A 12,889-nucleotide genomic window follows, 5' to 3' on the forward strand; every position below is an offset into this window, starting at 1 on the left:
CGCCTTCAGGGAAGGCTCAGAACTTGTACTGCAGGTTGGCGAACATCGAGCGGCCGCGCGGGTCGCCGTAGGTCGGATCCCAGGTCACTTCAAAGTAGCGCGACTGGTTGGTGAACGGCGGCGGCGTGTCGGCAATGTTGATGACGCCGGCGCGCAGCTTGAGCTGTTTGGTGAACGCGTAGCTACCCGTCAGATCCCACAGCGAATAGGCTTTCACCTTGCGGTCGTTCCAGCCCGGGTCGGCCAGGCCCGGCACGTTCTGGTCGAGATAGCTGGAGAAGAAGGTGTTGCCCAGGCTCAGGTTGACCGGGCCCTGGGTCCAGTCCAGATTGACCTTGTGGCGCCAGCGCTGCACGGCCTTGTCGTCGCGGAACACGCCCAGGCCATCGGCCATCGGCGAGTTCGGATCGGACTGGAATTTGTACTGGGTGACCAGCGTGCCGTTCAAGCTGGCGCTGAAGCGGCCCATGGAGGTCGCGTCGCCGCGCCAGTTCACCGCCATATCGAGGCCAGAGGTGTTGAGCTTGCCACGGTTCTCTTTCTTGAACTGCAGGTAGGAAACCAAACCGTCCTCGTCGCGCACCACGATTTTCGGATCGTTGTAGTAGACCGGGTTGTCGAACACGGTCTGCTCGCCGATTTCCGAAATGATGTCGGACTTGCGGATAATCCAGTAGTCCAGGCTGCCGTTCCAGTTCGTGTTCGGTTCCACCACCAGGCCGGCCGAAAACTGTTTGGACTTTTCCGGCTTCAGCTTTGGGTTGCCGTAGCGGTCCAGATCGAACTGGGCAACTTCACCCGACACCGGGTCTTTCACGAAGCTGGCCGTGGTGCCGGAACGTACCGGCAGGAACAGTTCGGCAATCGACGGCGCGCGGAAGCCGGTGCCGTAGGAAGCGCGGCCCAGCACTTCCTTGTTCGGACGGTAGCTCACGGCGATTTTCGGATTGGTGGTGCTCAGTTGCGGCGCGGACAACTTGGTCAGCGGATCGTGCACGGCCTTGTAGCGGTCATGGCGGATCGCGAACTGGCCTTCCCATTCCTTGCTGAAGGGCGCATTGATCTCCGTGTAGATGCCGGCGATGTCGCGCGAGTTGGACGAGTCGGCCAGCAATTCGTCGGAGCTGGCGCGGTCGCCCTGCACGTCGTTGGTGCGCAGCGCTTCGGTGGAGGTGAACGCGGTCTTTTCGCGCCGAAGTTCGGCGCCCACGGCCAGCATGACATCGCCGCCGGGCAGCGCCATCAGCGAGCGCGTCAGCTTGCCGTCGACGCTGTCGCTGGTGCCTTTGGAAATGCGCGCCGCGCCGTTGATCTTGATCGAATCCATGAACTTGCGGCCCGAGTCGTCCGTGGCCGGGACAAAGGGGTTGTACTTGCCGCTGGCGATGCCAGCCAGCATTTTGGTGCGCGACACCCAGCCATCGATATCCAGGTCGGTGGCCTTGTTCACGCTGTGGTTGTAGGCCGCGTCGTATTCCCAGTCGCCTGCCTTGCCGGTCGCGCCCACCACGAATCGCGACGCTTTGCTCGTCACCTCCGAGGTGCGGCGGCCGGCGTCCGACAGGCGGAAGCGGAAGGTGACCGGGGTGGTGATGCCGGTCTTGGCTTGCAGATCGGCTGGCAGGAGGATGCCGTTGCTGGCGCTGATGCTGCTGGAGGTGGCGGGAGAGGCGGCGTAGCTGGTTTCGGCTTTGCTCAGCAAAACTTCCGCAAACACTTGGTGGTTGTCGCCCACCAGCGCGGTGGCGCGGCCGACGAAGCTCTGTTTTTTCGATTCCGGATAGACTTCCGAGTCGCCCATATAGTTGAACGAGCAGCCTTCCGAGCCGCCGGGGCCGAGCGGACGCACCACGTTCGGACTGCCGTTCACGCAGCTGCTCCTGCCGAAATTGACGCGCCGCCCCTGCGATGGCACATAGGTGCCGCCGGGGCCGGCGCCCTTCAGGTAGCCCGATTTGTTCAGGGTCGCCAACTGGGCGGCAGTCAGGTCGACGTTGGCCGGGAAGGAGTAGCTCGACAGCTGCGGCGACAAGCGGTCGGGCAGGCTGTATTCCTGCATGAATTCGCGTTGCGAGCTGGCCAGCCGGTCCGTCTGCTGCAGGTCCAGCGCGCCGAACACATTGAAGCGGTCGGTGCTCAAGGCGCCAAAGCCGCCGGACAGCGAAGCGGACTTTTTGCCGCCGCCGCCTTCGTCGGTGCCCAGCGCATACAGGCTGGCATCGCCGCCCTGGTAATCCTTGCGGGTGATGAAGTTGATCACGCCGCCCATGGCGTCGGTGCCGTAGATCGCCGAGGCGCCGTCCTTGAGCACTTCCACGCGCTGGATGGCACCGGCCGGAATGTTGTTCAGGTCGACGCCGGAATTGTCGCCGGGGCTGGCGAAGTTGGCCATGCGGCGGCCGTTCAGCAGCACCAGCGTGCTCGAGACACCCAGGCCGCGCAGGTTGGCGCCGTTAAAGCCGCGCTGGCCGCCCATGACGTCGCTGACGCTGGCGCCGTCGGTCAGGCCGCCCACATTCGAGGAAATCTTTTGCAGCAGTTCGGCTGCCGTGGTCACTCCGGACTTGTCGATATCTTCGCGCTTGATGATTTCAACCGGCAGCGCCGCCTCGCCCTCGATGCGCTTGATACTGGAGCCGGTGATTTCCACGCGCGGCATGGTTTGCGCGTAGACGCTCAAGCCCATGCTGCCAAGCGCGAGCAATACGGCATGGGTGCAGCGGGAGCGGCGGAATGCAGACGCCTTGTGCGTGCCAGGTATTTTCATGCGATCAGTCCTCGTAAGTGGTTTCAGTGCCTGAGCGTTGTGCGGCGCGCGGGCGGCAGGGCCTGCGCGGCTGGCTCAGTGTAAAAGCCGCGTCACATTGTTGCAAAAAAAGCAGCTAGCATGTGTTGCGGGCTTTCCACAATACGAGGTCTAATTCAGAAGGCGCGGACGTAGTTGAGGGGCGTATGGTCGGCCAGTGCGCGGCTGTTGACATTGCCGAGTTTCCACACGTAGTCGCGGACGTAGTCCACGTGAGCGCTCGCGCGGTCTATCTCGATGGGCTGGAAGATGCGTTCATCGGTCCATGTCTGGCGGGCGCCTTGCCGGTCGATATAGCGGATGGCGCCGACGTGTTTGTAGCCGATCAGGTTGGGCGGGATCATCGTGACGACGTCGCAGCAATTGACGAAGCGCCGGACCCGTTGTTCCGCGAAGGATTGCGCAAAAGCCGGATTGCCGACGCGGGGCGAACCAAAGGTGATCAGTGTCGCCTGCGGGCAGAGCGCCGCCGCCAGGGTGGCCAGGGCCGCGCCAAGGCTGTGTCCGGTGAGCCAGAGTTTGGCGCCCTTGTGTCCTTCCAGCCAAGGCAGGATATCTTTGTCCCAGATACTGTCGAGTGCGTAGGCGAATCCGCTGTGCACCGCAGCCTCTCCGGGGAGGCCGCGCCACCGGCGCAGGATGAGGTCGGCGTCGGTGCCGATATCGGTCGGGTCGTCCGGTTGCGTGCCGCGAAACACAAGAAACACGTCGCCGCCCGGCTTCAGGGCGGCAAAGGCTTGGGTTCCCGTGCCGGAGTCGTAAAAGTGCTTCGCATACTGCAGGCCGCCGCGTTGCAGGGCTTGCTGCAGTTCTTCCAGTCCCTCGCCGGATTGTTCAAACCGGATGTAGGCCAGCCGGGACAGTTCCGCACAAACGCCATCCTCGTCGAGCGGTTTAGGACTGGGAAAAACGGTGGGCTGCGATTCCGGATGCAGCAGCGCTTGGCGGCTGGGCGCGTAAGGGATCATGTTTTCTCCGTTTGCAAAGTCGGCCAGTCGCCTAATGCCAAATGGCCTTGGTGCGTGACAGCCATTCTTCCCGTTCGTCCAAGCCGGTTAATCCGCCGTTGATTTTAAGCGTAATGCCCCGGACGTCATCTTTGTCGGCGAGGGCATTGCAGCCTTTTTCGGCCCACTCGGCGGCGGCGATCCATAAGCACCAATTCGCATCGACTACGCTATCGGGAAAAGTAACGAAGTCAGGTGCGTGCGGTAGCCTTTTCCGCAGTTCGACGGTTGCGTGGCGATAGCTGTCTTTCCCCGTCAATTGCATCGGCCCGCGCCCCCGGTAGGTGTAGCCATCTCCCGGCGCGGTATTGCCCATGCGGTTGCCATACACTTCATTGGCCAGTTTTTCAGGGTTGTGGGCAAACAGCGCGGGATCCAGTGGACCCTTGGGTTTGAACCTCTTTGGCCAGACCACGCTCAAACGCTGGGCGCTATAGTTGAGATTTTCAAACTGTATCGTCAGTCCGCCGGATTCGTGCAGTATCTGGGCCATGAAATGCGCCAGCCGCAGCGCGTTGTCCGAGATGCCGTAAAAGTCGATGACAGCCTGTCCCTGCTGTACCGCATCCCGGTAGCTGGAACGTATGCTGGGCGCGAGCTTCGATACCTGTGCAACACTTATTGTGACCATGGCCGCCTTCTCCTCAGAGTACGTTGTCCTTGCCCAGAGAATCCCCCTTGCGCGAAAAATACTCGACGTCGATGCGGGTGGGGGCTGCTTCGATCCTGACGAAATTATCTTCGGAATAAATTGCAGACGGCGTGTTCACCTTCCATTGGCTGCCGGTGTCCGTGTTGAGAAATTTGTCGAAGCCAAAATCGCCCCGGTCCATATGCGGATAGGGCCAGAAAAATGACGAGGAGACGAGCTGGCGGATATAAATACCCGCCCCGAGATCCACTTTGCAGGAGAATGAGCAGTGCACATCGCCCGAAACGAACACAACATTCGGAATGCGGTGGGTGATGACATGGGAGATGATGGTGTCGCGCTGGGCGATGAAGTTGCCCCATTTATCATCCCTGTCGTTGATCAGGTCGGGAATAAAGGGAACGGACGACACAATGAATTTGATGCGGCCGCTGCCATCGTTCAGCCACGCCAGCAGCGCATTCAACTGGGTGTCCTTAACCATTTGCACTGCACCCTTGGCCAGGCTGCGCTCGGTACGCGCATCCATCACAAACCAGTCGGCGCAGCCATCGCTGAATTGATACCAGAAGTGGGTCAGCGTGCCTGAAATCCGGCCGTCGGGCGTCGCCTGGAACAGCGGGCCGTGGCTGCATTGATAAATCTGGTAAGCGTGAATCGCGTTGGGGTAGAGGGTCAGGCGGTCCTTGGTGCTGGCCTTGCTGGGCCAGTTGTCCTCGATTTCGTGATCGTCGAGTATCATATAAGTCGGCACTTTGCCCATCAGCTCGCGGATACCCTGCTGGCCAAAGACGGTACGGTAGCGTTTCAGGAACTGGTCTATTTTTTCGTCTTGTCCGAAGAAATTCAGGTCGTCCGCGTAAATCTGGTCGCCTATCATCAGCAGGGCATCCACGCCGAGACCCTGGCTGATTTGGCGGGCGATGGTTTGAAACGTCTTGTCGCCCCGGTCATCGAATATGCTGCCGCCAAACAGCCGCAACAGATAGCGGCACGAGCCGACGACATAGGCGCGTGGGGCCTTGCCCGGCGCGGCGGCGCTGACAAAGGATGAAAACTGCGTGTGCCATTCCAACTGGTCTTCCAGGAATTTTTTTACGCTATCGAGTTCTTCGTCGGCAAAGAACCAGCCCGCGCGATATTCGTAGCGGGTATGTTCATCCAATCCGCTCAGCGAGAAAACGCCGGACATATCGAAATGCGGCTCGAGCTTGTTGAAAATCGGCGCGGACCAGGAATTCGTGCCTGGCAGGCGATATTGCACGACACCGAAACAGCGCCGCGCAGTATCGCCCTGGCTTTCAAATTCCCCGCGGAGCCAGATGCGGGTTTCGGTAGCCGTGGTGTAGCCAATGATGGGGCCAAGCGTGGGATAAGCGACTTTCATGGCGAGCCTCTTAAAGTCCTACGTCTATAGGAGCATTCCTACAACGTATTATGCCCACGAAAAATTGCCCGGTTTCTCACCAATAGTAACAATGCTATTCCCCGGTGTTGCCGGCGGTTTCAAAGGCCAGTTCGTAGTGCAGGCTGAATCCGGCAAGTGCCCCGCGTATGGCGGCGTTCAGTTCGGGAAGCTGGTCCGCGCTGGCAACGGCGCGAATGCGGGCCAGCGGCGCCGGCGCCGGGACGCAGCACCACGAAGACCACGGGCAGCTCGCCGGCATAGGCGTCCGGTTTGCCCACTGCTGCGGCGAACTGGACTGCGGGATGCCGCATTGCCATACACGGCACGGCGGACCCGGTGGTGCCGTTTGCGCAATCGGCGGCGCTGCATGAGGCGCTGTCGCGCGCCGGCGTACGCAAGTGCTCTTGCCGCTGCCGGGGGCCAACCACGGCCAGTTCTCCGCGCGGGCTGCGCGCTGTTGCGATATTTTGCAAAGACGCTTATGAAAATGCCATGCGCAGGAGGCGCCGTCTCAGCTCCAGGACGATAGGCTCGGTGGAATCAGCAGCAGCAAGGCCATGGCCACGTAAGCCAGCTGCAGCGGCAGCAGCCATCTGGCCCAGGTAATCCAGGGCACGCGCGCCAGCGCAAGCACGCCGACGGTGATGCCGGAGGTGGGGATGATGGCGGTGGTCAGCTCGCCGAACTGGAAGGCGAGGACGGCGGTCTGGCGCGTGATTCCCACCAGGTCCGCCAGCGGCGCCATGATGGGCATGGTCAGCGAGGCCTGGCCGGTACCGGAGTGGATGAAGAAGTTGATCACGGTCTGGATGCCGAACATTTTCTGCGCGGCGAACACGGGGCTGGAGGACTGCACCAGCGGCATCAGGCCGTGCAGCATGGTGTCGATGATGTTGGCGTCGCGCGCCAGTATCATGGTGCCGCGCGCCAGCGCGATGATCAGCGCGGTGCCCACCAGGTCGCGCGCGCCGTGCACGAAGGCCGCCACCAGCCCGTCCGAATCCAGGCCGCCGATTACGCCGATGACGATGCCCATCACCAGGAACAGCGCGGCGATCTGTTCTATATACCATCCGAACTGCACTACGCCCAGCACCATGCCCGCGAGCGATGCGGCGAATACCCACAGTACCAGCTTGTGTTTGGCCGTCATGCCTTCCAGTCCAGCCAGGCCGCCCTGGTTTTCGGCGCGTTTTTCCAGGTCGAGCAGGTAGGTGGGGCTGAGTTGCGGGTGGCGCTTGATGCGGGCCGCGTACCACATAAGGAAGAGCGCGGTGATGGCCGTGGCCGCCAGCCAGCAGATCAGCCGGTAGTGCAGGCCGGAGAACACCGGCACGCCGGCGATGCCTTGCGCGACGCCGACGTTGAACGGATTCAGGAAGGCGGCCCCGAAGCCGACCTGCGAACCGAGGAAGGGAATCGATACGCCGGTGATGGTGTCGTAGCCCAGCGCGAGCGCCAGCGGCACGAAGATGAGGATGAAGGGAATCGCCTCCTCGTTCATGCCGAATGTCGCACCGCCCAGCGAGAACAGGGTGATGAAGACCGGGATCAGCGCAGCGCGCACAAAACGCGAGTGCTCGTGCGCGCGGGCGATGGATTTGATCAGCGCGTCGATGGCTTCGGTCTTTTGCAGAACGGCGAAGGCGCCGCCGACGATGAGGATGAAGCCGATGATCAGGCCCGCTTCGGCAAATCCCTTGATGGGCGCCATCAGCAGCGCGGGCAGGCCTTGCGGGTTGCTGTCGATGTAGTGGAAGGTGGCCGGGTTGATCAGCTGCTTGCCGTTGACCAGGTGGGTGTCGTATTTTCCGCCCGGGATAATCCAGGTGGACAGGGCGATCAGCGCCAGGATGGCGAAGACCAGTACGTAGGTGTTGGGGAGGCGCAGTTTCATGGCATTCCTATTGGCTGAGCAGGTCGCCGGAGCGGAACGCCTGTGCGCCCGCCACCTTGCCGATGTTCCAGCCGCGCAGCACATGGCGGTGCGCGCTGCGGGCGAAGAATACGCCGTCCACGGTGCAGCGCACGGTGGTGGCGGCGCCGCTGGCGGGGTCGATGATGTCCGCCAGCGCGTCCCCTGTGCGCACCCGTTCGCCCAGGGCGCGGGTGTACACGAGCACGCCCGCGTGCGGCGCCAGCAGGGCCTCAACGCCTTCCAGCGGTGTGGCGGCGCACAATGCCAAAGGCAAAGGCGAGGACAGGGCGTCCGTTTCGCCGGCCAGCACACCCTCGCCCGCGAGGAAGCGCAGCAGCGCGTTCGCGTCCTGCTGCGCCAGCTCGTAGCCCACGTCCATTTCTCCGCGCAGCTCAACCGTGGCGGCCATGCAGGCCGGCGGAATGGGGATGGCGTCGCCGAAGTGGGCCTGCAAGTCCCACCACAGGCGGCTGCACGCTTCATCGAATGGATCGCCGCCGGCGGCGGTGGACAGCAGCACGGCGTGTGCACCTGTCAGGCGTGCCAGCGGCGCCACCGCGTCCGCCAGCGGCGTGCCCGCGTAGATATGGAGCACGGCCTCGTTGTCGCAATGCAGGTCCAGCACGATGTCCGCGTCGATGGCCATTTCCTGCAGCAGTTTTTTATGTGCCTCGCCGTCCGAACGCGGCTGCCATGCCGCCACCGACTCCAGCGCGGCGCGGCGTATGGCGCGCACATTGTCTTCGGCGTTCGCGCCCAGCAGGCCGTGCAGCGCCACTTTCAGGTCCTCCGCCACATGCTTGTACGCCCGGTTGAAGTTGACGCCCGTGCCCAGGTCGAAGCGGCCGAACGGCGCGCCGTGGATAGCTTGCGACAGGCCGATGGGATTGGCCGCCGGCACCAGGATGATTTCGCCGCGCACCTTGCCCGCCGCCTCCAGCGCCTCCAGCTGCTTGCGCAGGAACTGCGCCACCAGCATGCCGGGCACTTCGTCGGCATGCAGCCCCGCCTGGATGTAGGCCTTCCTGCCGCTGCCCGGCGTGCCGAAGCGGTAAGTGGTGAGCTCGAACCGGGCGCTGCTCTGGGGCGCCGAAATAATGTGTTTTTCTGTTCGCATGGTGTGCCTTGTTGTTGACCTGGAGTGGTGAAGTGCGGCCGATTATGTAGCAGTTTTTTCACAAAGTAAATTCATGTAAATAAATTTACAGAAAATGTTTGAGTTTTGTTTTTGTTATGCGTACAGTTGCGCTATCGATGATCGCAACAGGAATACGCCGCATGAAAAAGTCCGTCCACGAATCGCAGTCGCCCGAAGTGGCCTTCGCCCATTCGGAGCTGGGCCAGGCGCTGATACGCGTGCTGGGCGAGGGGTCTTCCTCCTACCGGACCATTGCGGACTACCTGCTGCGCAACCAGGTGCGCGTGACGGCGCTGGGCATTGAAGAACTGGCCGAGAGCTGCCAGGTGTCCACCGCCACCATCAGCCGCTTTGCGCGCGACATCGGCTTCAAGAACTACGCGGCCATGCGCGGCGCGGTGGCCGAGGTGCTGCAAGGAGTGCTGCAGCCGGTGGAAAAGCTGCGCAACAATATAGAGCGGCGCGAAGGCGCGGCGTCGCCCGCCACCGAGAGCCTGGAATTCGCCGCCGCCAATATCGGCGCCACCGGCAAGGGTTTGTCGCTGACTGAAATGGACAAGGTGGTGCACAAGCTGACGCGCGCAGGCACGGTCTATGTGATGGGCTTCGGCCTGTCCACCCACCTGGCGGGCCTGCTGGCCATGCACCTGCAGCCTTTCTGCCCGCACGTGGTGGAAGTGGCGGGGCACGGCGGCACCGAAGTGGCGGCCGGCCACCTGGCCACCATCACCGCCAAGGATGTGCTGATCGTGATTTCTTTCCCGCGCTATGCGCTGGACGTGATAAGGCTGGCCAATTTCGCGCGCAGCCGCCAGGCCAGCATTGTTTCGCTGACGGACTCGCCGGCCTCGCCGCTGGCTGAGCTGGCGGACCACGTGCTGTACGCGCAGAGCAGCCATCCGGTGCTGCCCAGCAGCTCGACGGCGGCAGTGGCGCTGATCGAAGCGCTGGTGGTGTCGCTCATGGTTTCAAACAAGGACAATGTGGAGAAGGCCGCCCGCCTGACCGAAGCAATTTCGGCCTACCTCTACGGCGCCGACGCGGCCTTGCCCGCGCGGCCAAAAAAGAACGCCAGATAAGAGGCGCAAGCGGTTCCAACAGCGGTATCCACAACTAAAATCCAAGGGAGTTGCAATGAGTCTGTGTCACGAGACGGGCGGAGCTATGCCCAAAGCAAATGTGCTGTCCTGTTCCATACGCCTGGCCTTGGCCGTCGGCGTCGGGGCGGCTGCCGCCGGCGCCCATGCGCAGAGCGCCGCGCCGGCCCAGGCGATCCAGCGGGTGGAAATCACCGGCTCCTCCATCAAGCGCATCGACGCTGAAACGGCGCTGCCGGTGCAGGTGATCAAGCGCGAAGACATCGACAAGTCCGGCGTCACCACGGCGGCCGAGCTGCTGAAGAACATCAGCGCCAACACGGCGCCGCTGTCGGACGGCGCCAGCATCACCGACGGCACCTCGGGCCAGCGCGGCTTCAACGGCGCCAACCTGCGCGGCATCGGCGTGTCGTCCACGCTGGTGCTGCTGAACGGCCGCCGCCTGGCCAACTTTGCCTCCCCCGGCGACAACGCGGGCGTAGACCTGAACAATATCCCGGCCGGCGCCATCCAGCGCGTGGAAGTGCTGAAGGACGGCGCTTCGGCCATCTACGGCACCGACGCCATCGGCGGCGTGATCAATTTCATCACCCGCAAGGACTACACGGGCCTGGACCTGAACGCTTCGGCGGCAGGCACGCAGGAAGGCGGCGCGGGCAAGCGCACGGCCAGCATCAGCGGCGGCTTCGGCAGCCTGGCCACGGACCGCTTCAACGTGTTCGGCGTGCTGGACGTGCAGAAGCTGGACTCGCTGCGCTCCGGCCAGCGCGACTTCATCAAGGAGCGCCCGCTGGCGGCCAATCTGCCCGCGCTCATGTCCAGCAACACCTATCCGGCCAATATCGACATCTCGTCGGCGCAGCGCAATGCGCTGATCAAGGCCGGCGTGCTGGCCGCAGGCAGCACCGCCACCCGCATCAATCCGGCCGCGCCGGACTGCGCGCCGCCGGCCACCGTGTACGCACCCTCCGGCCCTGGCGGCAAGCTTGGTTGCAGCTACGACTACATGGAAGACACCGAGATCTACCCGGAAGCGAGCAAGATCGGCTTTGTCGGCCGCGCCACTTTGCAGCTGGGTGCGGACAACCAGCTGTTCTTCGAGCTGGTGCAGTCGCAGGCCGAGAGCCGCTACGTGCTGAGCCCCAATCCGCAGCGTATCCGCAACCTGCCGGTCAGCCTGCTGCCGGAAAAATATCGCGCCGCGCTCACCGGATCCGGCCTGCCGACGACCTTCAGCGGCATCCGCTACCGCATGACCGAAGCGGGCAACCGCAGCAACGAAGTGACCAGCGACGCGCAGCGCCTGGTGCTGGGCGCGAACGGCACCCTGGGCGGCTGGGACTACGACGCAGGCCTATCCCGCGCCGAGAACAAGGCGGTGGACGAATATGTGGACGGCTATGTGCTCTACGACCGCTTCGAGGCGGGCGTGCGCTCAGGCGCCATCAACCCATTCGGCCCATCCAGCCAGGCCGGGCGTGACCTGATCAACAGCATCAAGGTGAACGACGAAGCGCGCAAATCCAAGGGTACGTCGACCGCGCTGGACGGCAAGTTGTCCAAAGCCCTGATGGCGCTGGAGGGCGGCGACCTGGCCCTGGCGCTGGGCGCCGAACTGCGGCGCGAACACACCACGTTCACGCCGTCCAAGCTGCTGCTGTCGAATAACATCGCGGGCGACCGCGATTCCGGCCTGGCCGCAGGATCCACCACCGACCTGAAGGCCACGGACGACAGCCGCACCGTGCGCTCGGCCTACGCCGAAATCAACGCGCCGCTCACCAAGCAACTCGAAGTGCAGGCCGCGCTGCGCCACGACCGCTACAGCGAAGTGGGCTCCACCACCAATCCCAAGCTGGGTGTGCGCTGGCAGCCTGCGCGCGAACTGGTGCTGCGCGGCTCGGCCGGCACCGGCTTCCGCGCGCCGTCGCTGGCGGACCTGAAGCGTCCCACCACCTACGGCAGCGCGTCCAGCTTCCTGACCGATCCGCAGTGCGTGAAGCAGGGCCTGGACAGCATAGACGGCTGTACCGACCAATGGCCGGTGGAGCGCCGCTCCAATCCAAACCTGAAGCCGGAGAAGTCGCGCCAGTTCTCGCTGGGCGCGGTGCTGGACGCGGGCGCGGGCCTGTCCTTCAGCGCCGACTACTGGAACATCCGCAAGTCCGACGTCATCAGCACGCTGGGCGAGCAGATCATCGTCGACAATCCGGCCAAGTACAACGGCAAGTACATCCAGCGCGACGCGGACGGCTTTATCACCAACATCCTGCTGCAGAAGGAAAACCAGGGCAGGCTCAATACCGCCGGCCTGGACCTGGGCTACGACTACAAGGGCGCGCAGACCAGCGTGGGACGTTTCAGCAATAATTTGAGCGGCACGCTGATCGTCAAATATGACCGCCAGTTTGGTCCCCTGGAGGCTACCCGCAGCAACCTGGGCCTGTTCCTGAACGACCAGGTGATACAGCGCTGGCGCCACCGTATCAGCTTCGGCTGGGACCAGGGGCCGGCGAGCCTGACGCTGGCGAACCAGTTCTCGTCCGGCTACCAGGACCAGAACACCACGTATGACCCGGCCAGCGACAAGGTGCTGCCGTCGCGCCGCGTGAAGGCCTATTCGCTGTGGGACCTGACCTCCAGCTGGAGCCTGAGCAAGCAGCTCAAGCTGCGCGCCGGTGTGCTGAACCTGGCGGACACGGCCCCGCCGTACTCCAACCAGGCTTACTACTTCCTGGCTGGCTATGATCCGACCTACACGGACCCGCGCGGACGCAGCGCTTTTGCCAGCGTGAGCTACAGCTTCCGCTAGAATGGCAGACCGCGCCGGCGGCTCCGCCGGCGCGGCTTAATCTAGGAGAAC

General features: G+C 63.4%; 8 protein-coding genes and 1 pseudogene. 2 read left to right on the plus strand and 7 right to left on the minus strand.

The window, feature by feature from the left end; all coding sequences use genetic code 11:
* Positions 1-16: 16 nt before the first annotated feature.
* From AC07S4_RS03325 to AC07S4_RS03355, 7 genes and pseudogenes are all read right to left on the minus strand, one after another.
* Positions 17-2,767, minus strand: coding sequence for a TonB-dependent receptor (locus AC07S4_RS03325; RefSeq protein ID WP_494985230.1), 2,751 nt, complete (start codon positions 2,765-2,767; stop codon positions 17-19).
* Between the two features lie 155 nt (positions 2,768-2,922).
* Positions 2,923-3,774 (minus strand): lipase family protein, encoded by an 852-nt coding sequence (locus AC07S4_RS03330; protein WP_494985231.1) that lies wholly within the window; start codon positions 3,772-3,774, stop codon positions 2,923-2,925.
* Between the two features lie 31 nt (positions 3,775-3,805).
* Positions 3,806-4,444, minus strand: a complete 639-nt coding sequence (locus AC07S4_RS03335) for a glycoside hydrolase family 19 protein (protein ID WP_494985232.1) — start codon at positions 4,442-4,444, stop codon at positions 3,806-3,808.
* A gap of 13 nt (positions 4,445-4,457) precedes the next feature.
* Complete coding sequence (locus AC07S4_RS03340) at positions 4,458-5,852, minus strand: alkaline phosphatase D family protein (protein ID WP_494985233.1); 1,395 nt, start codon at positions 5,850-5,852, stop codon at positions 4,458-4,460.
* A 227-nt stretch (positions 5,853-6,079) separates the two neighbouring features.
* Positions 6,080-6,181: pseudogene (locus AC07S4_RS03345) on the minus strand (AMP-binding enzyme); the annotation flags it as partial.
* 203 nt (positions 6,182-6,384) lie between these two features.
* A complete protein-coding gene (locus tag AC07S4_RS03350; protein ID WP_494985234.1) occupies positions 6,385-7,770 on the minus strand; it encodes a YfcC family protein in 1,386 nt (461 codons plus the stop codon).
* A gap of 7 nt (positions 7,771-7,777) precedes the next feature.
* Positions 7,778-8,908, minus strand: a complete 1,131-nt coding sequence (locus AC07S4_RS03355) for a succinylglutamate desuccinylase/aspartoacylase family protein (protein ID WP_494985235.1) — start codon at positions 8,906-8,908, stop codon at positions 7,778-7,780.
* Positions 8,909-9,069: 161 nt separating this feature from the next.
* On the opposite strand from AC07S4_RS03355, the gene AC07S4_RS03360 reads away from it, so the two are divergent.
* Both AC07S4_RS03360 and AC07S4_RS03365 read left to right on the plus strand, forming a co-directional pair.
* Positions 9,070-10,008 carry a MurR/RpiR family transcriptional regulator gene (locus tag AC07S4_RS03360; protein WP_494985236.1) on the plus strand — a complete coding sequence of 313 codons (939 nt, stop codon included), beginning with the start codon at positions 9,070-9,072 and terminating at the stop codon, positions 10,006-10,008.
* Positions 10,009-10,093: 85 nt separating this feature from the next.
* Positions 10,094-12,838 carry a TonB-dependent receptor gene (locus tag AC07S4_RS03365; protein WP_494985237.1) on the plus strand — a complete coding sequence of 915 codons (2,745 nt, stop codon included), beginning with the start codon at positions 10,094-10,096 and terminating at the stop codon, positions 12,836-12,838.
* Positions 12,839-12,889 lie beyond the last annotated feature (51 nt).

It is taken from the genome of Pseudoduganella sp. GW821-FHT05F09, from assembly GCF_059419605.1.